Genomic DNA, 23,055 nt, shown 5'->3' on the forward strand with positions numbered 1-23,055 from the left:
TTTCAAGCGCCGCCACCCAGGTCACCCCGGCAATCGAGATTTCATCGGTGCCATCGGCCCCATGCACCAGCCACGCCCGGTCAGACCCAAGCGCGGCCAGCACCTCAGCCATCGGGCGGATCCAGGCGCGCGAAAAGGTGCCGGTCAACTGACGCTTGACGCCAGCGGGGTTGGTCAGCGGGCCCAGCAGGTTAAAGAGGGTGCGGGTGCCCAACTCAGCCCGCGTCGGCATCACATGGCGGATCGCGGGGTGGTGCATCGGCGCCATCATGAAGGCGATCCCCGCGTCGCGTAACGCGCGTTCGGCCACGTCAACGCCCTGCATCACGTTCAGCCCCAGCGCGGTCAGCGCATCCGCCGCGCCCGATTTCGAGGACAGATTCCGGTTGCCGTGTTTGGCCACGACCACACCCGCCCCCGCAACCACAAAGGCGGTCGCGGTCGAGATGTTCAGCGTGCCTTTGCCGTCACCACCGGTGCCGACAATGTCCATCGCGCCTTCGGGTGCGCGCACGGCGTGACATTTGGCGCGCATAACGCGGGCGGCTGCGGCAATTTCATCCACGGTTTCGCCGCGTACCCGCAGCGCCATCAACAGCCCGCCCATCTGGCTGGGGGTTGCCGCACCCTCAAACAGGGCGTCAAAGGCGGCTTCGGCCTCGGGGGTGGTCAGCGGGCGTTCTGCGGCGATGCCGATCAGGGGGCGGATATCGCTCATGCGGGGGCCTTTGCGGTGATCCCGGCCAGCGTCAGGAAGTTGCGGATAAGCTGATGCCCATGTTCCGAGGCAATCGATTCGGGGTGGAACTGCACCCCTTCGATGGGCCGGTCGCGGTGACGCAGGCCCATGATTGTGCCATCGGCCAGATCTGCGGTTACTTCCAGACAGTCGGGCAGGGTTTCACGCTCGACGATCAGGCTGTGATAGCGGGTGGCCAGAAACGGGCTGGGCAGGCCCGCAAAAACGCCTTTACCCTGATGGTTGATCTGACCCATCTTGCCGTGAACGATTTCCGGCGCGCGGATGATGCGCCCGCCAAAAGCCTCGCCAATGGCCTGATGGCCCAAGCAAACCCCCAGTAGCGGCAGACTTGCCTCGGCGGCGGCCAGCGTCAACGGCAGGCAGATACCCGCCTGTGCTGGAGCGCAGGGGCCCGGAGACAGCACAATTGCCTGCGCGCCCAAACCCATAGCCTCTTGCACATTCAGCGAGTCATTGCGCCGAACCACGACTTCGGCCCCCAGTTCGCCAAAATAATGCACCAGATTATAGGTGAAACTGTCGTAATTATCTATCAGCAGAAGCATCTGTCCGCATTTCCCGTGATCTGCCGGATTCAGGGGGTGAACCGGGCTTTTCGTCGGGCTATAGATGGGCAGAGCCGCGCGCCGGGGTCAAGGGCGAAGGGCAGTATTTACCCGGCCATCGGTACGGGCAGAGCAGATTTGGGGGCGTGTATGGGGCGGGGCATAATCTCGGGGTTGGGGGTTGGGGGGCTGATCTCGGCCTTTGTGTTGGCGTTGGTGTCGCTGATGACAGTGCCGCCGGTGCCGCCGCAGACCGTTTTGCCGCAGGTCCTGCCGCAAGACATACCCGCGCCCCTGCCGCAACCCGACCCGACACCAGAGGTGTTACCCGATATGACGCCGGTGGCGGGGCCGGTTGCAAAAACCACCCCCACGCCCACCCCCACGCCGGGCGTGACACCCGGTATCATAGAGGTGCCCGCCGGGTCAGAGTTTGCCCGTGCCGCAGATGATGCCGCCCCCGCGCGCCCGGCGGCGGACGAGGCCGCGCCACAGACCACCATAGCGCCAGACGCGCCGGCCTCTGATACCGAGCCTGCGCCCGCCTTGGCCGACACCGCCCCCCCCGCACGGCCGCAACCCGTGGCCCCCGGGCCGGTCTTGCCACTGATGCCCAATTCGGTGCCCGCCACAGTGCCCGATCTGCCCGGTGCCGAAGCGCCCGTGCCCGTTCCGCCCCCCGGCGAGGTCGATACGCCAGTGCTGGCCCCGGTTGAGGCGGCAGAAGGCGGCACAGAGCCCGGCGGCATGCCGGCGCGGGCTGAACCCGGCGCCAGCAATGCGACAGCCGCATTGGCCCCGAGCCTGCCACCTTTGGGGATGATGTCGCCCGAATTGGGCGACGGCGACCTGCCAGCCCCCGTTCCGGCCGAGGGGCAAATGCCCGCGCCGGACCGGATCATCCCCGATGCTGCCCCCCCGAAAGCCGGGCTAAGCATCCCCGACATGCCCGAAATTGAGGCACCTGAAATGGAGACGGCAACAACCGATCGACCCGATGGCGACGCCTTCGAGGTTGATATCACCGGGCCGGGGGCCGCCGAATCCGATGCGGATGCACCGCCAGCAGCAGGGGCGGTAGATCCTGACTTGCCGCCCGTATTTTCAACCCAAGAGCCTGCGCGCCCCTTTGGGGCCGCTGGCGCCCGGCCGGGCTTTGTCAATGCGCCGGGGGTCAGGGTCAATCGCCTGCCCAACCTTGACAGCCCAACCGCTGTTCCCATGACGGCACCCGTCGCCCCGGCCGCGGCGATCGAGGCGTTCGCGCAACCCTTTTCCGCGGCTATCGATGCGCCGCTATTGGCGATTGTTCTAATCGATCCAGGCACCGCAGCGGGGGGATTGGACCGCAATACGTTGAAAGCCATCAGTTTTCCGGTGACCATTGCGTTGGATCCGATGCGGCCGGATGCCGCCTTGGCTGCGGCTGATTTTCGTGCCGCGGGGTTTGAGGTGGCGATCCTGGCCACGGATATGCCAAACGGCGCGGCGCCGCAGGATGTGGAAGTTTCTGTCGAGGCGTGGCGCGCTGAAATCCCCGAAGCGGTGGCGGTGGTCGAGCCTGAAAGCGGGCTGTTTCAGCAAAGCCGGATGTTTGCCGAGCAACTGGTAGGGATATTGAAGCGCGAAGGGTTGGGGTTGTTGGCGCAGAGCGGCGGATTGAACCCCGGCTGGCAACAGGCGCAAAAGGCCGGTTTGCCGCGGGCAAAGGTCTGGCGGGTGCTGGACGCCGGGCGGGAAATGGCCCCGGCGATCAAACACCGTCTGGACCGCGCGCGGTTCGAGGCGGCGCGCGGGCAATCGGTGGTAGTGATGCTGCATGGTTGGCCCGAGTCGGTTGCGGGCCTGCTGAGCTGGCAGGCTGAAAACGCCGAGGGCGTGGTGCTGGCACCGGTTTCGGCGGTAGCTTTACGCGCCGAATAGGATGTCGTTTGAGTGGCCGGGGGCGCTGCCCCCGGGCCCCCGGAGTATTTAGGCCAAAAAAAAGCCGAGGCTTTCAGCGGTAGGCGGGGCGGGGCGGTCAGCCGTTGCGGCGCGCAGTGAACAGGCCCGCATCCTCTGCCGCCTTGCGTAGGGCGCGAGATTTGTTGACGGTTTCCTGAAACTCGGATTCGGGGTCGCTGTCATAGACCACGCCGCCGCCGGCCTGGATGTAGAGTTTTTCATCTTTCACGACGGCGGTGCGCAGGGCGATGCACATATCCATTTCGCCATTGGCGGCAAAATAGCCGACGCCGCCGCCGTAGATGCCCCGTTTTTCGGGTTCCAGCTCGTCTATGATCTGCATGGCGCGGACCTTGGGGGCGCCTGAAACCGTGCCTGCGGGCAGGCCTGCGAGAAGTGCAGAGATTGCATCCTCGCCTTGGGCGAGTTCACCCACCACGTTCGAGACGATGTGCATGACGTGGGAATAGCGTTCGATGATGAATTTTTCGGTCGGGCGGACGGTGCCGATTTTGGCAACCCGACCCACATCGTTACGGCCCAGATCCAATAGCATCAGGTGTTCGGCCAGCTCTTTCTTGTCGGACAGAAGATCGGCTTCGAGCGCGCGGTCCTCGGCCGGGGTGGCGCCGCGTATGCGGGTGCCGGCGATCGGGCGGATGGTCACTTCGTTATCGCGTAGCCGCACGAGAATTTCAGGACTGGCGCCGACAATCTGAAAGCCGCCGAAGTTGAGAAAGAACAGGAAGGGCGAGGGGTTCGTGCGGCGCAGGCTACGATAAAGCGCAAAGGGCGGCAGCGGGAAATCCTGGGTCCAGCGTTGACTGGGGACGACCTGAAAGATGTCGCCTGCGCGGATATAATCCTTGGCTTTTTCGACGGCGGCCTTGTAGCCTTCGTGGGTGAAGTTCGACACCATCGGGCCGACGGGTGCGGCTTCGCCCAGATCGCGGGCGGCGGCGGTGGGTTGGCGGTCAAGATCACGCAGCGCGTCCATCACGCGTTCAGCCGCCTGTGCATAGGCGGCGCGCGCCGACAGCCCGTTGCTGGCCCAGGCGGGGGCGCAAAGCGTGACCTCGCCCTTCACACCATCCAGAACCGCGACCACCGAGGGGCGCATCAGCATCGCATCGGGCACCCCCAGCGGGTCGGGGTTGACGTCGGGCAGGTGTTCGACCAGCCGGATCATGTCATACCCGAGGTAGCCAAAGAGCCCCGCCGAGATTGCCGGCAGCCCATCGGGCAGCTCAATCCGGCTTTCAGCGATCAGCGCGCGCAGGCTGTCAAACGGGTGGCCGGGCAGGGCGGTGAAGGCATCGTCAAAACGGGCCTGACGATTGATCTGTGCCGCCGTGCCCCGGCACTGCCAGATCACATCGGGTTTCATGCCCACAACCGAATAGCGGCCCCGCACCTCGCCGCCGGTCACGCTTTCCAGCATGAACGAGTTTTTGGCGGCATCGGCCAGTTTCAGCATCAGCGATACGGGCGTATCGAGATCGGCCGCCAGCCGGGCATAGACCAATTGGTTCTTGCCCTCGGCCCAGCCGGCCTCGAACACCTCGAATGAGGGGGAAAGGGCTACCACGGGCGGCCTCCGGTCATTGTAGCTGCGCCTGAACAGCGTTGATTGCGGCGGTGTTGAGGGTCACGCCCGCCTCGATCTCGGCGGCGCGGGCGTAAAGTTCATAAAGGTCCTGTGAGATCGACTGCGACAGTTGCCGCTCAACCGCATCATGCACGGCCAGAACGTCAGGCTCGATCGGGTTGGCGGGGTGGATCGCATCCAGCGACACCACCATGACCTGATCGTCGGCATCGACGACGGCCGCCTTGCCCGGCTCAAGGGTGAAGGCAACCTGCGACAGATCGCTTGGGGCGTCCTCGATAAAACCACCGCGCGGAAGTTTGCCAACCGCGGTGGTCAGCAAGCCCTGGGAGGACAAGGTTGCACCGTCGTTGATACGGGCGACCATTTCCGCGGCCTTTGCGAGCAGCATTTGATGGGTTTGAGCCGTTTTCCAAGCGTCTGCAACGCGGTCCTTGACCTCGTCATAAGGGATCAGTTCGGGGGCCTTGATGGCATCCAGACGCAGCGCGAATACGCCGCCATCATCCAGGCTGGCCAGGGTCGGGAAATCATCCTGGGTGACGGTGGCGGCGGCGGCGCGGAACGCCTCATAGGCGGCGATTCCGTCCTGGCTATTGGCGGTAAAGGCGATATGACCCAGTTCCATCGGGGTTTCCTTTGCCATGTCTTCCAGCGTGGCACCGCCTGCGAGCAGGTCGTCAAATCCGGTCGACTGGTCAACGATCATCCGGCGCGCCTGATCAAGGGCCGCTTCGGATGACAACTCTTCGCGGGCGTCCTCGAAGGTGACTTCCTGCGCCTCAAGAATGGCGTTCATCGCGTAAAGTGCGGGGCCAAGGTCGCTGTCCACCGGGCCAACGACGCCGGGTTCTTCCAGCGCAAACACCGCCTCGCCGGCGGCGCCCAGCGACGCTTTGGTGGCTTCGCCCTTGTCGATATCGGCCAGAGTCAGGCCGCGTTCGGCGGCCAGATCGGCAAAGCTGGCCTCGCCTGCGTCAAGGCGCGCCTTTGCCGCTGCGGCCTCTTCGGTGGTTGGATAGACCAGTTCCTCCACCAGTCGCCGCTCGGGGGTCACAAATTCCGACAGGCGCGCCTCGTAGGCGGCATGCAGGGCGTCCTCGTCCAGTTGCACCTTGTCCAGCAGCATTTCGGGTGACAGCCACGCATAGGAAATTTCACGCGTCTCTGGGCGGGTGAATTCGTCAGCATGGTCGGTGTGAAAGGCGCGCAGCGCGGCGTCATCGGGGGTTGGCAGGGGGGCAGTCAGATCGGTGGTGGTGATTTCGGCGTAGCTGATCGCCCGGGTTTCCGTCAGGTAGGCGGTAAAGCGGTTGACCATGGGCGCCGGCGCCGGAACACCGCCCGCGATGGCGCCCTGCACGATCATTCGGGCAGATTCGGCGCGCAGCTTTGCCTCGTATTCGGCCTCTGTCAGGCCCTGTTGGCGCAGGGCGAGTTTGTAGGTTTCGCGGTCGAACTTACCGTCAAGTCCGGCAAAGGCCTTGGTCTCCAGGATCTGATGGCGCACTTCGCCGTCGCCCACCGAAATGCCCATCTTGCGGGCCTGTTCATCGAGGGCCGCGGCGGCAAACAACCGGGCCTGCACGGTCTGGTCAATCCCGAAGGTGCGCGCCTCGGTCATGCCGATGCGCTGGCCCAACTGTGCGGAGGCTGCGTTCAGCTCAGACCGCAGCGCGCGGGCATAATCATTCACGTCAATCTCGGTTTCGCCCACGCTGCCGATGCTGCGCACCGACCCCGAGAAGTTGGAGACGCCAAAGCCACCAAGCCCCAGGATCAACAATCCCATCAAGATCCAGACGATGGTATTCTTACCTTGGCTTCGAAGGCTGCTGGACATGGGTTTTCCCCCTCCCGAAAGGCGTTGTTTTGGGGGTTCTAGGCGGTTAGCGGGGCACCCGCAAGGCTCAGAACGTCAGTGCGCGCAGGCGGCCCATCAAGAGGGCGATGCCTGCGGTATCAATATTGGCAAAAGCAATGCGTAACTGGCGCTGTCCGGCGGGGTCGGTTACGGGCATGAACATGGTACCGGGCAGCAGCAAAACGCCCGCCTCGCGCACCAGATTTTGCGCGAACTGCGGCGCGGGCAGGGGGCTTGGGTGTTCGACATAGGCGAAATAGGCGCCGCAGCCCAGGGTTTTCCAACCGGGCAGGGTGACCAGACCGGCGGATATTGCCGCGCGGCGCGCCAAGATCTCGATCCGTTCCGCCGCGACCCACGCAGACAGATTGCGCATCCCCCAAAGCGCGCCGATCTGGCCCAGCTGACCGGGGCAAATGGCGACGGTATCCAGAAACTTTTCAACCTCGGCCAGCCGGGCAGTGCTGGCAACGATCGCGCCCACGCGGTGCCCGGTCAGGCGGTAGGCCTTGGAAAAGGAATAAAGATGCACGAACCCCGGATCAGTGCCACCCCCCGCCCAGTCAGGATCGGTGAACAGGGTGTGCGGCGCGCCGGTGCGGGCGTCAAAGTCGCGGTAGGTCTCATCAATGACCAGCACAAGCCCGCGCGCGCGGGCCAGATCGCGAAACGCGCGGATTGTCTCGGCGGGGTATTCCGCGCCGCCGGGGTTGTTGGGGCTGACCAGCACAATCGCCTTGGTACGCGGGCCGATCAGCGCCGCGGCCGCCTGCGGATCCGGGATCAGCCCGGCGCCTGTTGGCAACGAAACCGCCTTGACCCCTTGCATATCAAGCCACATTTTATGGTTGAAATACCAAGGGGTTGGAATGATAACCTCATCCCCCGCCCCGGCCAAAGTGACCATTACCGCGCAAAATGCCTGATTGCAGCCTTGGGTTATGGCCACCTGATTTTCGGCAATCTGGCCGCCATAGGCCCGCGACCATTGCGCCGCCACCTCGGCGCGCAATGCCGCCATCCCCAGCACCGGGCCATAGAGATGCGCCGCCGGGTCGTTCAGCGCCGCCTCGGCAATCGCGCGGCGCAGCCCTTCGGGGGGTGGGTCCAGGGGGGCCGCCTGACTGACGTTGATCAAGGGCCGATCTGGCGGAAAGGTAACGCCACCCAGCCAGCGCCGCGCCTCCATCACCGGGGGGACAGATGTCCCGGCTATGGCGGGATTGAGCGGGGCTATACGCATTCCGGGCCTCTTTTGTGCAGCTTCATTCAGGTGCGAGGGCGCCCGGAATGGGGAAAGCCGTTGTAAAAAATATGCCGCTGCGGCGTATTTCAGTCAATGCCGCGGTAAGGCTGGACATATTGCAGCGCCATATCCCAGGGAAAGAAAATCCAGGTGTCCTGACTGACCTCGGTGACATAGGTCTGCACCAGGGGCTTGCCCTTGGGTTTTGCATAGACGGTGGCAAAATGCGCCTTTGGGTAAAGGCTTCGGACCAGTTCCAGCGTCTTGCCGGTATCGACCAGATCATCGACGATCAAGATGCCGGTGCCATCGCCCATCAGATCGGCTTGCGGCGCCTTTGTCACGGTTGCCTCGCGCTGGTCCTGATGGCTATAGCTTTTCACGCTGATCGTATCGACCACGCGGATATCGAGTTCGCGCGACACGATCATCGCCGGAACCAACCCGCCGCGGGTGATGCCCACCACCGCGCGCCAGCCGCCGTCAGCCGGCCCCTTGCCGTCCAGCCGCCAGGCCAGCGCCCGCGCATCGCGGTGCAACTGGTCCCAAGAGACGTGAAAGCCCTTTTCGTGCGGCAGCCGGTCGGTCATCGCTTACTCCTTGTTGTTGGCAGAGGGGGGGGCGGTCACGGTGGCAATATCGGGCGCATCCACGGCCTTCATCCCGACCACATGATAGCCCGCATCGACATGCAGGTTTTCGCCCGTTGTGCCGGACCCAAGGTCCGACAGCAGATAAAGTGCGGCTTTGCCGACTTCTTCCTGGGTGACATTGCGGCGCAGGGGGCTGTTCAGTTCATTCCATTTCATGATGTAGCGGAAATCGCCAATGCCGCTGGCGGCCAGCGTCTTGATCGGCCCTGCCGAGATCGCGTTGCAGCGGATGCCGACCTTGCCCAGATCTTCCGCGATATATTTCACGCTTGCTTCCAGCGCCGCTTTTGCCACACCCATCACGTTGTAATGCGGCATAACCTGTTCCGCACCGTAATAGGTCAGCGTCAAGAGGCTGCCACCATCGGGCATCATCGCGCTGGCGCGTTTGCAAACGGCGGTAAAGCTGTAGACAGAAATATCCATCGTCATGCGGAAATTTTCGGCCGAGGTGTCCACATAGCGGCCGCGCAATTCGTTCTTGTCGGAAAAGCCGATGGCATGAACCACAAAATCCAGTGTGCCCCAGACCTTTTCCAGATGGGCAAAAAGCGCATCTAGCGAGCCTTCGTCCGATACGTCACATTCGACCATCTCGGTCATGCCGATAGACGCGGCCAGAGGGCCCACCCGCTTTTTCAGCGCCTCGCCCTGATACGAAAACGCGAGTTCCGCCCCCGCATCGGCGCAGGCCTTGGCGATGCCCCAGGCGATGGATTTGTCATTGGCCAAACCCATGATCAGCCCACGCTTGCCCACCAGCAGGTTGTTAGACAGCCCGTTGCCCGCTATCACTTCGCTTGACATAAACGTTCCCCGCGTTCTCTGATTTAGACGCAAGCTTTAGGCGAAACCTATGTTCGCATCAAGGCCAGCACTGAGGATGCCGAAGGCTGGCAGATTTTTGGGCGTACCCGACCATTGAACAGGAAGACCATGAACGACAGAACCGGAATATTCGCAGGCGAAGACCCCTTTGCCATAGCGCGGGCCTGGCTGGCAAAGGCCGAGCACGAAGAACCCAACGACCCGAATGCGATCGCCCTCGCGACCGTTGATGCCAATGGGCTGCCCAATGCGCGCATGGTTCTGTTGAAAGAGATCGAGCCGGCAGCTTTTGTCTTTTATACCAACTACGGTTCCGCCAAAGGGGTCGAGATCGCGCAAGCAGGCAAGGCCGCCTTTGTGATGCACTGGAAAAGTCTGCGCCGGCAGATCCGGGTGCGGGGGCTGACATCGCGCGAAGAGGGACCGCAGGCGGATGCCTATTATGCCTCGCGTAGCCTGAAAAGCCGCCTTGGGGCGTGGGCCTCGCAGCAAAGCCAACCGCTGTCATCACGCATGGCGCTGGTGGCCGAAGTCGCCAAGGTAACAGCCGCCCAAGGCCCCAACCCAAAACGCCCGTCCTTTTGGGGCGGGATCAGGCTGGAGCCGCTTGAGATTGAATTCTGGGCGGACGGTGCATTTCGCCTGCATGACAGGTTTCGCTGGCGCCGTGCAACATTGCAAGAAGGCTGGGATATAGAGCGTCTGAATCCCTGACTTTTTTCGTTGTGAACGATACGGTATGGAATACCTTACTTTTTTGGCTTGAATCCTGGCGCAGCTATGTGAGAGTGGCGCGAAATGTGGCTGTGTGACGGAAAGCGAGTAACATGACGGGCGAACAATCAGAGCTCCGCACAATTGTGGGGCGTGTTAAATGGTTTGATCCCGCCAAGGGGTTCGGGTTCATTCTGGATTCTGATGGTGGCCCGGACATTTTGTTGCATGCCAATGTGCTGCGCAACTATGGCCAGGGATCGGTTGCCGATAATTCGCAGATAGAAGTGACGGTTCAGACGACGCAGCGCGGCGCGCAAGCGGTAGACGTTTTGTCGATAACACCCCCCGAAAACGAGCGCGAATCACACATCGAAGATCTGGGCGACAATGACCCTGCCGAAATCGCTGCGCTGCCGCTTGAACCGGCGCGGGTCAAATGGTTCGACAAGGTCAAGGGATTCGGGTTTGCCAATGTCTTTGGCCGCCCCGAGGATGTCTTTGTCCATATAGAGGTGTTGCGCCGATCGGGCTTTGCCGACCTTGGCCCCGGCGAGGCCGTTTGCCTGCGGGTAATCGAGGGCAAGCGGGGCCGGATGGCCGCGCAGGTCATTTCCTGGGAGGCCGCCGTGCGGGACCCGCGCTAAGATGCGGGCGGTTTTGGCTGTTGCTGCGTTTGCAATTGCGTTTGGCGCGCAGGCCGCGCAGGCGCAATGCCGTGACGATCTGGCGCTATTTCGCTTTGAGGGCGGTCAGGCGCGGTTCTCGGTCGAGATTGCGGATGATCCGGGTAAACGGGCCAAGGGCCTGATGGGGCGGCAAAAACTGGCGTCGGGTGCGGGGATGCTGTTCATCTATGAGCAGCCGCAAGAAGTTGCCTTTTGGATGAAAAACACGCCGCTGCCGCTGGATATGGTGTTCATTGACCAACAGGGCCGCGTGGTGCGGGTGCATGACGGGGCGGTGCCTTTTGATGAAACGCCGATTCCCTCGGGGGCGGCGGTATTGATGGTTCTGGAAATAAACGGCGGTCTGGCGGCGCGTATCGGCCTGAAGCCGGGGGCGGAACTGGCGCATCCGCGAATTGAGTCAAAAATTGCACTCTATCCGTGCGAGTGACCCCTTTCCTTGACCGCGCAGGGCCGTTAGGAAGGGGTTGTTCGGGGCGTAGCGCAGTCTGGTAGCGCATCTGGTTTGGGACCAGAGGGCCGTAGGTTCGAATCCTATCGCCCCGACCATCCTTCCAATTTTTGATCTTGCAGGATCGGTGCCGTTTTATGGCACTGTGTTGATTTGGCAACGCCCGGTATATCCACAAGATGTTGTGGGCTGTGGATGGATTTAATCCAGATAGGCAGCTTTCGGTCGCAAACATGCCGGATTCAAGAGGAAAGCCGCATCTGGGGTTTGCTGCCACCTTGCCGCGACGCTTGTGGATGAATCAAAAGGTTAATTCCGGTTTTGGCGGGCTACCCACGTCAAGCCTAAAAAGGCGATGAAAAGTGTAAAAACTTTGTTGACCGGGCCGCAACCCTGCGGCATCTTGTGTAAGTCAGCAATTTAGCCACCATATATAGTAGTGCGCGCCGACGTCGAAACTACCGCAGAACAGGTCAGGCCCGCAGAAGCGGTCTGCGCTTTGTGATCCAGTCACAAAGGCTGTGGAGTTTTGGCCGATTTGGGGCGGACGGCCGTGAAAACAGGGACGGGCACAAGACCATGAAGATCGAGCGTAAATTTACCAAGGCCGACACCGGCGCCTATGGCGAGATCGCCTTTACGACCACCATCTCCGAGATTCGCAACCCTGATGGCACGATCGTCTTTCACAACGACAACGTCGAAACTCCGGCCGGCTGGAGCCAGGTCGCAAGCGACGTTCTGGCGCAGAAATATTTTCGCAAGGCGGGCGTTCCGGCGCGGATGAAGAAGGTCAAGGAAAAGGGCATGCCCGAATTTCTGTGGCGCTCGGTTCCCGATGAGGCGGCTTTGGGTGCGCTGCCCGCAGACGAGCGTTTCGTAGGCGAAACCTCGGCCAAGCAGGTGTTCGACCGTCTGGCGGGTGCCTGGACCTATTGGGGCTGGAAAGGCGGCTATTTCACCGAAGAGGCCGACGCCCGCGCCTATTACGATGAAATGCGCTATATGCTGGCCAATCAAATGGCCGCGCCGAACAGCCCGCAGTGGTTCAACACGGGCCTGCATTGGGCCTACGGTATCGATGGCCCGTCGCAGGGTCACTACTATGTGGATTTCACCACGGGCAAGCTGACCAAATCAGACAGCGCCTATGAACACCCGCAGCCGCATGCCTGCTTTATCCAGTCGGTACGGGATGATCTGGTGGGCGATGGCGGGATCATGGACCTTTGGGTCCGCGAGGCGCGCCTGTTCAAATACGGCTCGGGAACCGGCACCAACTTTTCGTCGCTGCGCGGCGAGGGGGAAAAACTGTCGGGCGGGGGTAAATCCTCGGGGTTGATGGGCTTTCTCAAAATTGGTGACCGGGCGGCCGGTGCGATCAAATCAGGGGGCACCACGCGGCGCGCGGCCAAGATGGTGATCTGCGATATGGATCACCCCGATGTCGAACAGTTCATCAACTGGAAGGTCATCGAAGAGCAGAAGGTGGCCAGCCTTGTTGCCGGCTCAAAGATGCACGAGTTGCGCCTGAACGAGATTTTCTCCGCGATCCGCCAGTGGGATGGCGCGTCGGAGGATTCGGTCGATCCGGCCAAGAACGCAGCTCTGAAAACGGCGATCCGTTCTGCAAAAAAGTCGATGATCCCCGATACTTACACCAACCGTATCCTGCAATATGCGCGCCAAGGCTATACCAGCATCGAATTTCCGACCTACGACACGGATTGGGATTCCGAAGCCTACATCACCGTGTCGGGGCAAAACTCGAACAACTCGGTCCGGGTGACGGATGCCTTTTTGCAAGCGGTCAGGGATGATGCCGATTGGGCGTTGATCCGGCGCACCGATGGCAAGGTTGCCAAGACACTGAAGGCGCGCGAGTTGTGGGATCAGGTCGGTCATGCCGCCTGGGCCTGCGCCGACCCCGGCATCCAGTTCCACGACACGGTGAACGCCTGGCATACCTGCCCCGAAGACGGGGAAATCCGTGGCTCGAACCCCTGTTCGGAATATATGTTCCTGGACGATACGGCCTGCAACCTGGCCTCGATGAACCTGCTGACCTTCTACAAGGACACCAAGTTTGACGCCGATGCCTATGTCCACGCCACCCGTCTGTGGACGGTGACGCTGGAAATCTCGGTGCTGATGGCGCAGTTCCCCAGCAAGGAAATCGCGCAGCGGTCCTATGATTTCCGCACGCTGGGCCTTGGCTATGCCAATATCGGCGGCCTCTTGATGAACATGGGCCTTAGCTATGACAGCGCCGAGGGCCGCGCCCTTTGCGGTGCGCTGACAGCGGTGATGACCGGCGTTTCCTATGCCACCTCGGCCGAGATGGCGGGCGAATTGGGGGCGTTTCCGGGCTATGCGCGCAACTGCGCCCATATGCTGCGCGTCATCCGCAACCACCGCACCGCAGCCTATGGCAAGACCGAGGGGTACGACTCGCTTTCGATCAAACCGGTGCCGCTGGATCACGCGAATTGCCCCGACCAAACCCTTGTTTCCATGTCCAAAACGGCGTGGGATGAGGCGCTGACCCTGGGCGAAAAACACGGTTTTCGCAACGCACAGGTATCGGTCCTTGCGCCGACCGGCACGATCGGGCTGGTGATGGACTGTGATACCACCGGGATCGAGCCGGATTTTGCGCTGGTCAAATTCAAGAAACTGGCAGGCGGCGGCTATTTCAAGATCATCAACCGCTCGGTTCCGGGCGCGTTGGAGACGCTAGGGTATGGCTCGGCGCAGATCGAGGAAATCATCGCCTATGCGGTGGGTCATGGCAGCATCGGCAATTGCCCCGGTATCAACACCAGTGCGCTGGTGGGCCACGGTTTTGGCCCGCGCGAGCTGGAAAAGATCGAGGCCGCGCTGCCCTCGGCCTTTGATATCCGCTTTGTGTTCAACCAATGGACGCTGGGCGAGGATTTCTGCACCAAGACGCTGGGGATTCCGGCGGAAAGGCTGAACGACCCCACCTTCGACATGCTGCGCCATCTGGGCTTTACCCGCGCACAGATCGACGCTGCCAATGACCATGTTTGCGGCACGATGACGCTGGAAGGCGCGCCGTTCCTGAAGCCGGAACATTACAGCGTATTTGACTGCGCCAATACCTGCGGCAAAAAGGGCAAGCGCTATCTGTCGGTGGCCAGCCACATTCACATGATGGCGGCGGCGCAATCGTTCATCTCGGGGGCGATTTCCAAGACGATCAACATGCCTAATTCCGCCAGCATTTCGGAAACGCTGGAGGCATATGAGCTAAGCTGGAGCCTTGGGATCAAGGCCAACGCACTATACCGCGACGGATCAAAACTCAGCCAACCGCTGGCCTCGGCGCTGGTCGAGGATGACGAGGAAGCAGAAGAAATTCTTGCCTCGGGCAGTCAGCAGGAAAAGGCCGCCGTTCTGGCCGAGAAGATCATAGAAAAGGTCATCGTCAAGGAAATCGTGCGCAGTCACCGCGAAAAACTGCCCCAACGGCGCAAGGGCTATACCCAAAAGGCGATGATTGGCGGGCACAAGGTTTACCTGCGCACCGGCGAATATGTTGATGGCCAGCTGGGCGAAATCTTTATCGACATGCACAAGGAAGGCGCCGGTTTCCGCGCGATGATGAACAATTTTGCGATCGCGGTTTCTGTTGGTCTGCAATACGGCGTGCCGCTTGAGGAGTTCGTTGAGGCCTTTACCTTTACCAAGTTTGAGCCGGCCGGAATGGTGCAAGGCAATGACAGCATCAAGAATGCAACCTCGATTCTGGACTATGTGTTCCGGGAACTTGCCGTGTCTTACCTTGACCGCACGGATCTGGCGCATGTGAAGCCGCAAGGCGCGTCATTCGATGATCTGGGCGGCGGCACCGACGAAAGCAAGCGCAACATCTCAGAGCCTTCCAATCTGGCGGCCAGCAAATCGCTTGAGGTGCTGCGACAGATTTCCTCAACGGGCTATCTGCGCAAACGTCTGCCGCAGGAACTGAAGGTGTTTCAAGGCGGGATCAGCGCAACCGCCCTGTCCGGCGCGACCGACCCTGTCGTAGTGCTGAACACGCTTGTGCCCGGAACCGCGATGAACGCACCCAGCGGCGAGGCGTCTACCGCGCTGGCCTCGGGGATGATCACCATGGACGCGCGCACCAAGGCCCGGATTCAGGGCTATGAGGGCGAAGCCTGCGGCGAATGCGGAAACTTTACACTGGTCAGAAACGGTACCTGCATGAAGTGCAACACCTGCGGCGCGACAAGCGGGTGTAGTTAACAGGAGCAGTTTGCCCGGTTTATGGGCAGCGGTTTTTCGGGTGGAAACATTCGACAGAAATGGCGGCTGTCTGCGTTAGCGCGTCCCCACGCTGATTTGGCAGAGCCGCATGGCAAAACTTGGATCCGGGGCGGCTGCGGTCGCCCTTGACGCCGCGAAGGCCCAGGCAGAACAAACCCGGGCGGTACAACGATGAGCCTGACCGGCGAGACTGGCCCCCTCTTGGAGGGGGCCGATTTGTTTGCGGATCGCTTTGGATGGCATATCGCTGTTGGCGGCCGTAATCGCCTTTCAGCTCACAGGCCAGCCAGGGCCCGCAATCACATCAGCGCCTTGCCCAAGAGTATTTGGTGATCTTGTTGCGGCGCGGCTTAAGGCCAATTCAAAATTGATGAACCTTGATCAGGGCGGGGAAAGCATTGTGCCGCCCACGCTTGGCGTGCAATGTTGCTCTGTGGGGGGCTTTGATGACGGTTAAGAACTCCGAGCAGAGAAAAGAGCTGAGCGCCGCCGAAATCGGGGCGGTTGCGCATCTTTATCGCGGCGAAGTCTACAGATCGACCGTGTGGCGAACGCGGCTTGACACGACCACGAACTGGGCGGTGGTAACGTTGGGCATTGCGCTATCCATCGCTTTTTCATCCCCGACCGCATCCCCTCTTCCGCTGATACTTGTGGGGGTGCTGATCTTGTTCTTTCTGATGCTGGAGGCACGCCGTTACCGTTACTTCAACGTCTGGCGTGCGCGCTGCAGATGGATGGAGGTGCATTTTTTCGCACCGATGCTGCACGACGGCGATCTGCATATGGAGGAAGGTTGGCAAAGGGTTTTGGCCGAAGATTATTGGAAGCCGAGATACCATGTGTCGATGGCGGTGGCGGTTGGGCGGCGCATCCGGCGAAATTATTTCTGGATCCTTTTGATCCAAAGCACGGCATATATCGGTAAATTGGTGGTGCACCCGGAACCATTGACCAGTGCGTCGCAATTGATAGACCGCGCGGCTATCGGCCCGTTGGGCGGGCAATATGTTCTTGGGATGGGCTTGATATATTGCCTTGCCTGGGGGGCAATTTCCCTGCTGAGTTGGCGCGGCGACAGACACCGCGCGAGGTCGCGTGTTGTGCGCTCTGACATGGGGTGAGGCGCCGCCTGGTGCCTGCGCTGAGGCCTGACCGTTGCCCCAAAGAAAGCACCAATCAGCGCCATCGCGCCAACACCCCCGCGGGACGCGAAGCGAACAAGGCGGGCGTTGAAGCCTTTGATACGCATGGGATTTTGTTGGATGCCCACTGATGTTCCTATGGTTGCGGCCACGCCTAAGGTAGCTGTCCCACTGTGAATATTCCAGTTGAAGCAAGCCACACAAAGACCTAGAGGACAGGCGTTCAGGGGCAAAATAAAGGCGCCCGATCACATTAAGGTTTTGCCCTTTGATGCCCCGAAAAATATCAGAACATAGGCGGTTCAGCCTTTCGCCATTGCTGCTCAATATCCTTGTGGCCGGGGCCATCATGGCCCTGCATAGCGCCACATTCCTGGCGCGCAGCATGGCCGCGTTTGTGGGCAAAACAGGCACGGTTGCCGTGTTTGGCGGCGCGGTCTTTGCGCTGACCCTGTTGATCATCACCGTCTTTGCGGTCCGCTGGCTGCAAAACCGGTGCTGGTGTTTTTGCTGATCCTCGGGGCAGTGACGTCGTTTTACCAGGATACTCCCGGGCACGACCATTGACCGGGAGGTGATCCAGAGCGCCATCACGACCACGGTCACGCAATCCAAACATCTTATCACGCGCAGCTTTTTGTTTCATGTGCTTTGGGCCGGAATTCTGCCTGCATTGGTGGTGATCTTTGTTCGGGTCAAACGTCTGGCGCCCCTGCGCGCGGGACAGATCTGGGCTGCAAGTGTGATAGGGGCGGCGGTGCTGTGTGTTGGCCTGCTGACGCTGGATTTCTCGACCTTTTCAGTCACGTTGCGCGGCGATAAACGCTGATGGCCGCGCAGCAACGCGGCGCACCGCTGTCGGCTGCATTGCGGCCAAGATGGATATTCCGGCAAGCCATGACATCATATTCAGCACGGTTTTGCGGCTTACAGATGTTCATAGCGACAGCGTCGTTCCCAAACAGGACCTGACCGATGGCTGCCACAGAGGTGAAAACTGATACCTCTTTGGCGATCCGTATCACGATCGTGCCAACGTCGGATTGCGGGAATAGGGCAGGGCGGATACCGTGGAATAAGCAGCCTTAACCATCGCGCCTTTCTTTTTTTAACCTGACTACCGGCAGTAAGCTGCGTGATTGTGATCCTATAACGGGGATTTGGTCGGGTCTTCAAGGCGGCGTCATCCATGCCGTTCCGCCCGGGGTTGGCGCCTATTGTCACTATGGGGGGCTTTGCGCGTTGCGTGTGCGGCAGTAAGCCCGGGGGAAGACCGCTGGAAGGCGCGGCGGGGGCATCATGAATTTGACGGCTGGGCCGGGGTCCAATCCGCTATATCGCCCTCTATCCGGTAGTCGGGCGGGAACGGCATGGGTTTTTGACTCTCTGCCTTGTGACGGGCCACCGCCGAGGCATGGATGCGCAGGCCAGCGGGCAGGCGCCGTCGCCGGCCGCGTGTCAGCTTCAGCCCCTCATTGCTGGTTGGAAGCGGCAGGTATTCCAGCAGTTTCCACGCGCCTTTCATTGACTCGTTGATTTGGGCAAACGCATCGGGGGCGACATAGGGTTGCCCCTGATGGGCGCCACGCACAAGCCGGTTTACGGTCTGGGTTATGTAATCCAGGCCAAGCGCCTTTGTTTGCTCGATCATCCATAGCAGCGGTATCTTGGCAAGTGCCGAGGCGGCCTCTGGCTGGCCACCGCCCACATCGCCGTGACAGCCGGTAAACCAGACCTCACGCACATCCTGTGCGATTGCCGTGCCGGGTTGGAACCGCTGCGGCAAGTGATCCTTGCCTTCGGGCCATAACACAGGCTCAAACATCCGCCGCCGTTCATCCAGTGCGACCGCATGGCGCACATGGGCCACAGAGGGGTTGTGTGTCGTGAAGGCATGATGGCGCAGGCGCGGCACAATTCCGGGGCCGGGTTCGATGACTGATGACACCGTGTCATAAAGGCCAAGCAGGTGGATCGGCGGGCGGTCAGGATCCAGGATGCGCTCGTACAGGCGTACTTCTGCAAAATCGGCATCGCTTTCGGTCTCACCGATCCGCTTGTAGGCGCGCCAGGCATGGTCAAGAAGGTTGAGGTTGCGCGGCGGTAACAACCCGATGGTATGAATGAATCCGGCCAGCATCCGCGCGGTGTAGGCCCCGCGCGAAAACCCGAAAATGCAGATCCGGTCGCGCTCGGTATCGTGGGCCTTGCCGTCCTCATAGGTCTCAACAAGAAAGCGGTAGGCTTCTTTCACGTTGTCATCGACGCCCATACCGGAGGCCATTTCCCACACCTCTGAGGCCGCTTGGGCGCGGCGCGACCACACGCCCGGAATGCCAATCGTGCCCACGCCTGGATCATAATAGACGGTTTGCGTTTCGTTTTTGCGTAGGCAGCCATAGAGACGCAGGATATTGGTCCGCTTTTCAGTGATGGTATTTGAGGTGCCATCCAGCAGGATCACGATTGTCTTGGGCATCGGATATCCTTTTCAGGTCAGGGAAGGGTTGTTACAGATCATCGGCCCAGTAGCGCAGCCATTCGGTGACCATTGCGCTGTAGGGCTCGGTTTCGGCGGCCATACCTTTCATGTCATTCAATAACCGGTCCACGGCGGCGTTGATGGGGGCAAGGGCGCGTCTTGCCGCAGGATCGGCAGATGCCTCGATCAAGGCGGCGGCCTCATCCAGCTGGGCCAATACATCGCGCAGCAACTCCAGGCGGCGCAGGATGCGCGTGCGCTCTTGCACCAGGGCCAGCCGGTTCAACCCGTAAACCCGGATTGCCGCCACCCCGCGTTGGGGCGCATCGGGCGGATCCCGCGGCAAGGCCAGCGCCAAAAGCGGATCGGGCAGCACCCGAAACGTCAAATGCTGCGCGGGGTCATCGCGGCAGGGGTTCAGCAATAGTGGGCGTTCCGACGCGATATCGGCCTCATAGTCGCTGATATAGGGGCCATCCATCGGAAACTGGTCCTGTTTGCCCGAACTTTCGGCCATCGGCGCGCCATCGGCCCGGGCATGGGTTTGCCGCCGCCGTCGGTTGCAATCAATGCAAGAGGGCAAAAGGTTGTCCCAATCGGCGGCAAGCCACCAATAACCGGGGTGCGCCTTATCTTCGGCCAGCCGCCCCTTTGGGCGAAAGTGTTCAACATCCACCGGGGCAGTGGCGTCAAAGAAGGATTCGCAATAGGCGCATTTGCCGTGGAACAAGGCATGCAGCGCCGCTTTGACGCTGTCCTGGCCATAGGCGGCAAATTTCATTTCCTGCAAATGCCCCGCCGTGAATTTTGCAATGTTCTTGGCCAGTTCGTTTGCGCCAATGCTTTGGCGGCTGCGGCCCGGTCTGTGGGGGATCAGGCTTGCCGGCACGGCGACACGTTTGCGGTCCACCTGTCGCATCACAGATCCCGCAGCAGGGTCAAGATGCGGTCGCGTGTGCTGTCGCGCCACGCCGGCCTGCGGCTGCGCCGCTCTGTCAGGTAGGTCTTCACGGCCTCTTGCACGATGCGTTCAACCTCGGTTCGGCCTATGGGAAGGTCTTGCAGCAGCTTGGCCTGAAGCCTGCGCATCACGCCGGGGGTGGCATCGGGGTTGGCGATTCCGCTGGCGGATTGGTTCATCAGACTATCCAGCGCGCGCACGGTATCAGGGTCGTCGGTGTCGCCCAAACCAAAGAAATCCGCCGTCAACAGCTGATCGACCGTCAGCGCCCCCATGTCTGGCAGGCTGTCCAGCGCCTCGACGATCACGGCCACGTCGCTGTCACGCTCGCCCTCAGTGCGTTGCCGGGTCATCACCCGCACTTCGCCGGGCGCTGCGCGGCGCAGGCAGAGCGGATCATGCGTTGTCATCAGAAAGGTTGCTGCCGGCAGAGCCTGTCGCAGCCCCTCGACAATGGCCATCTTCCAACGCGGATGCAAATGGGCCTCCACCTCGTCAATCAGGATTATCGCGGGCATGTTGTCGATTTTGAGGGCCTTGGTCGCCGGCGCCTCCAGCAGCCAGCGCAGCACATCGCAAACCAGCGCCAGCACAGTGCGAAACCCCGAAGAGACGGCCAGAATCGGGGTCTCTTGCTCAACTCCATCGGTCAGGGTGACGACAAAACAATCGCCGTCGCGCCGCCGGATCGCCTCAAAATCCACACCAAAGACAAAGCGCAGGGCCTGCACGACCTCATCAAACCGGCGGTCGGGTAGCGCCACCAACCAATCGCGGGGATTTGAAAGCTGCTCTTGCGACTTGAAAAGTGAGACCACCCCCCGGCTTGCGCTGCGCCTGCGCACCCCGTCAAGGTAGTGACGATAGGCGCCATAGGCAAAAACCTGCGGCAAGTCTTTGGCACCCCGCTCAGTGGTAAACCCTGCCGATGTCAGGCGCAGTGTCACATCGGCTTTTGCGTCCTTGTCCACAAAATGCACGCTGACGCACCCTTGCCGCCTGACAGGCAGGTCAGGGCTGCCCAGATACCGCGGGTTCAAAAGCAACGGCGCCGGATCCGGCATCAGTTGCCGCCGCGCGGCATCAGGCATCAGCGCCAATGCGACCGCCTCCAGGATCGTTGATTTCCCGGCCGCATTTTCACCCAGGATCAACAAGACCGGGGCGCGGGGCGGCCCGCCCATGGGCCTTTCGGGCATATCCAGGTGCAAACCCTCAATCGCCTTGAAATTCTCGATCTTGATACTGGCAAGTTCCCATTCATGGGGGGCTTTCGCGGCCCGCACCTTGCGCGTTGGCCTCTGCCTTGTGGCGTTTGGCCCCGTCGCCCGTGCCGTAACAAGGGCGGCGCGATTAAGGTTGAAATGCGCAATGGTAAGGCGGCCACGTTCATTCAGCGCGGTCATCTGGCCATCCGCCGCACACATCATGGCCTGCGCAGGATCATCGGCACAAGGATCAATCAGCACCGCAGAGTCCTCAATCGGATACGGCCAGTGACCAGAGTTTGCCTGCTGATAGGAAAGGTATTCTGCCTTTCCAGGAATAGGATCCCGCTTGCCGGTAACCGGAAAATTTGTGGGGTCCGCGGGCCTGCATCCACGGCATATCGGGTAAAGGTTTTGCCAGGCATCCGCCAGCCAACCGTAGTGCAGCGATGTGTCGGGGCTAGCTTTCGTCTCTATGGGTCGGGCATCGCCGGTCGGGCGAAACCGGTAGACGGCCTGCGCCTTCTCGATCCCGCAAAAGGCGCATGATCCACCAAAGGGCTCTGCCACGGCGGCCAACAGGCCCGGCACATCGGGTAGATGGCGATCGGGGGGGCGGGTCTGGGTACGGCGGTTCGCCGGTAGCGCCAGAAAGCCATGATAAGCCAACCGCATCGCGCCAAATTCAGGGCGCGACAGAACCTCAGGAGGGGTCTCGGGGCGAACGACGCGCTGCATCACAAAAACCTTTTCGCAACCTGTCTTGATGATGGTGGATTTCGCAGCCATTTGTCATCTCTTTATTCGATCTGCGCACATGCCGCCAAAACCATTCGCCGCCGCAAAGTGCAGTGCAAGACGAGGCCGATTTTAACAGTCTATTTGATTGTGATGTGACCGGATCCATTTGATCTATGGATTATTCGGTGATCGCCGCCTAGCATCCGGCACAAGACAAAAACGGGAGCGGACGTTTGAAATGGCTAATGTGACGAATAGGAAATCTGCCAAAGGCAAGCCTGAAGCAGGTCAAAAAACGCCTGCCGGCACCGGCAAGGCATCTGTTTCCCCAAAAATCCCCGTGAAAACCGGGGCACCCCCCGCGGTGAAGACGCCAGCGCCGCTTTCCACGGACAAGGAAAGCGCGGCCGACACCGTGACCCTTCGCAAGAAGGACCTTTTGGACCGTGTCGTTGCTGCGACGGGTGCGGGCAAAAAAGAGGCGCGCGACGTGATCGAGGCAACACTGCGTATCCTGGGCGATGCGCTGGCCGCCCGAGAGACGGTAGTAGTGCCGCCCCTTGGCAAAGCCCGAGTCAGCCGTCAGGTTGATCGAAAAATGGGCGAGATGCTGATCGTCAAGCTGATACGTCCTTCCGATACCGCTGACAAAAACTCCGCCAAAACCGAAGACGAAGCCCTTGCGGTAGCCAACGACTGCGGCTAAAAGCCCGCTCACCGGGTGATTAGCTCAGTGGTAGAGCGCTTCGTTCACATCGAAGATGTCAGGGGTTCAAATCCCTTATCACCCACCATTTTCCCCCAGTAAATGCTGGAAATCCCTTGTTTAGCTAGGCTCTGGACCCATTAAATCACTTACGAAGGCGGGCGGTCACTGATTCACTTGTGGCACCAAGGGGGTGCTGCCATGAGTGATATG

Annotated in this window: 19 protein-coding genes and 2 tRNA genes; 11 read left to right on the plus strand and 10 right to left on the minus strand. The window is 61.1% G+C overall.

All coding sequences use genetic code 11. The features are described 5' to 3' along the window. The coding region (gene trpD, locus ACM62R_RS13745) for an anthranilate phosphoribosyltransferase (protein ID WP_415184614.1) at positions 1-718 on the minus strand (718 nt) is incomplete at its 3' end. Further along, the gene (locus tag ACM62R_RS13750) at positions 715-1,308 is read right to left on the minus strand and encodes an anthranilate synthase component II (protein WP_415184615.1); all 594 of its coding nucleotides are present in this window, start codon (positions 1,306-1,308) and stop codon (positions 715-717) included. The genes trpD and ACM62R_RS13750, both read right to left, overlap by 4 nt. A gap of 150 nt (positions 1,309-1,458) precedes the next feature. On the opposite strand from ACM62R_RS13750, the gene ACM62R_RS13755 reads away from it, so the two are divergent. Further along, positions 1,459-3,231, plus strand: coding sequence for a divergent polysaccharide deacetylase family protein (locus ACM62R_RS13755; RefSeq protein WP_415184616.1), 1,773 nt, complete (start codon positions 1,459-1,461; stop codon positions 3,229-3,231). A 97-nt stretch (positions 3,232-3,328) separates the two neighbouring features. On the opposite strand, the gene trpE is transcribed toward ACM62R_RS13755, so the two are convergent. The 5 genes from trpE to fabI form a co-directional block, all read right to left on the minus strand. Beyond that, a complete protein-coding gene (gene trpE, locus ACM62R_RS13760) occupies positions 3,329-4,840 on the minus strand; it encodes an anthranilate synthase component I (RefSeq protein WP_415184617.1) in 1,512 nt (503 codons plus the stop codon). Between the two features lie 13 nt (positions 4,841-4,853). Beyond that, positions 4,854-6,704 carry a SurA N-terminal domain-containing protein gene (locus ACM62R_RS13765; RefSeq protein WP_415184618.1) on the minus strand — a complete coding sequence of 617 codons (1,851 nt, stop codon included), beginning with the start codon at positions 6,702-6,704 and terminating at the stop codon, positions 4,854-4,856. A 67-nt stretch (positions 6,705-6,771) separates the two neighbouring features. Then, the gene (locus ACM62R_RS13770) at positions 6,772-7,968 is read right to left on the minus strand and encodes an aminotransferase (protein WP_415184619.1); all 1,197 of its coding nucleotides are present in this window, start codon (positions 7,966-7,968) and stop codon (positions 6,772-6,774) included. 89 nt (positions 7,969-8,057) lie between these two features. Beyond that, positions 8,058-8,561, minus strand: a complete 504-nt coding sequence (gpt, locus tag ACM62R_RS13775) for a xanthine phosphoribosyltransferase (RefSeq protein WP_415184620.1) — start codon at positions 8,559-8,561, stop codon at positions 8,058-8,060. Positions 8,562-8,564: 3 nt separating this feature from the next. Beyond that, entirely contained in the window at positions 8,565-9,431 is an 867-nt protein-coding gene (gene fabI / locus ACM62R_RS13780; protein ID WP_415184621.1) for an enoyl-ACP reductase FabI, read from the minus strand. A 129-nt stretch (positions 9,432-9,560) separates the two neighbouring features. Here fabI and pdxH point away from each other — a divergent pair, with 129 nt between their 5' ends. The 8 genes from pdxH (at position 9,561) to ACM62R_RS13820 (ending at position 17,573) form a co-directional block, all read left to right on the plus strand. After that, the gene (gene pdxH / locus ACM62R_RS13785) at positions 9,561-10,166 is read left to right on the plus strand and encodes a pyridoxamine 5'-phosphate oxidase (RefSeq protein ID WP_415184622.1); all 606 of its coding nucleotides are present in this window, start codon (positions 9,561-9,563) and stop codon (positions 10,164-10,166) included. A 113-nt stretch (positions 10,167-10,279) separates the two neighbouring features. Beyond that, positions 10,280-10,813 carry a cold-shock protein gene (locus tag ACM62R_RS13790; protein WP_415184623.1) on the plus strand — a complete coding sequence of 178 codons (534 nt, stop codon included), beginning with the start codon at positions 10,280-10,282 and terminating at the stop codon, positions 10,811-10,813. Between the two features lies 1 nt (position 10,814). After that, positions 10,815-11,285 carry a DUF192 domain-containing protein gene (locus ACM62R_RS13795; protein ID WP_415184624.1) on the plus strand — a complete coding sequence of 157 codons (471 nt, stop codon included), beginning with the start codon at positions 10,815-10,817 and terminating at the stop codon, positions 11,283-11,285. Between the two features lie 42 nt (positions 11,286-11,327). Beyond that, a tRNA-Pro gene (locus ACM62R_RS13800) sits at positions 11,328-11,404 on the plus strand. Between the two features lie 481 nt (positions 11,405-11,885). Further along, entirely contained in the window at positions 11,886-15,578 is a 3,693-nt protein-coding gene (locus ACM62R_RS13805; protein WP_415184625.1) for a vitamin B12-dependent ribonucleotide reductase, read from the plus strand. A gap of 467 nt (positions 15,579-16,045) precedes the next feature. Further along, positions 16,046-16,723 carry a DUF2270 domain-containing protein gene (locus tag ACM62R_RS13810; RefSeq protein WP_415184626.1) on the plus strand — a complete coding sequence of 226 codons (678 nt, stop codon included), beginning with the start codon at positions 16,046-16,048 and terminating at the stop codon, positions 16,721-16,723. Between the two features lie 292 nt (positions 16,724-17,015). Further along, positions 17,016-17,258: a hypothetical protein gene (locus tag ACM62R_RS13815; RefSeq protein WP_415184627.1), complete on the plus strand. Its 243-nt coding sequence runs from the start codon at positions 17,016-17,018 to the stop codon at positions 17,256-17,258. Positions 17,259-17,306: 48 nt separating this feature from the next. Continuing rightward, positions 17,307-17,573 carry a phosphoethanolamine transferase domain-containing protein gene (locus tag ACM62R_RS13820; RefSeq protein WP_415184632.1) on the plus strand — a complete coding sequence of 89 codons (267 nt, stop codon included), beginning with the start codon at positions 17,307-17,309 and terminating at the stop codon, positions 17,571-17,573. A 468-nt stretch (positions 17,574-18,041) separates the two neighbouring features. Here ACM62R_RS13820 and ACM62R_RS13825 read toward each other — a convergent pair whose 3' ends face one another. From ACM62R_RS13825 to ACM62R_RS13835, 3 genes are read right to left on the minus strand one after another with little or no spacing between them, the layout of a single operon-like run. After that, positions 18,042-19,223: a DUF2235 domain-containing protein gene (locus ACM62R_RS13825; protein ID WP_415184628.1), complete on the minus strand. Its 1,182-nt coding sequence runs from the start codon at positions 19,221-19,223 to the stop codon at positions 18,042-18,044. A gap of 31 nt (positions 19,224-19,254) precedes the next feature. Beyond that, positions 19,255-20,145, minus strand: coding sequence for a hypothetical protein (locus tag ACM62R_RS13830; protein ID WP_415184629.1), 891 nt, complete (start codon positions 20,143-20,145; stop codon positions 19,255-19,257). Next, positions 20,145-22,184, minus strand: coding sequence for an AAA family ATPase (locus ACM62R_RS13835; protein ID WP_415184630.1), 2,040 nt, complete (start codon positions 22,182-22,184; stop codon positions 20,145-20,147). The genes ACM62R_RS13830 and ACM62R_RS13835 overlap by 1 nt, the downstream gene beginning before the upstream one ends. Positions 22,185-22,476: 292 nt before the next feature. Here ACM62R_RS13835 and ACM62R_RS13840 point away from each other — a divergent pair, with 292 nt between their 5' ends. Both ACM62R_RS13840 and ACM62R_RS13845 read left to right on the plus strand, forming a co-directional pair. Further along, entirely contained in the window at positions 22,477-22,842 is a 366-nt protein-coding gene (locus ACM62R_RS13840) for an HU family DNA-binding protein (protein WP_415184631.1), read from the plus strand. A gap of 13 nt (positions 22,843-22,855) precedes the next feature. After that, positions 22,856-22,930 (plus strand) — tRNA-Val (locus tag ACM62R_RS13845). The last annotated feature ends 125 nt before the right edge of the window (positions 22,931-23,055 follow it).

The sequence above is a fragment of the Phaeovulum sp. genome (assembly GCF_047638075.1).
GTDB lineage: Bacteria > Pseudomonadota > Alphaproteobacteria > Rhodobacterales > Rhodobacteraceae > UBA6197.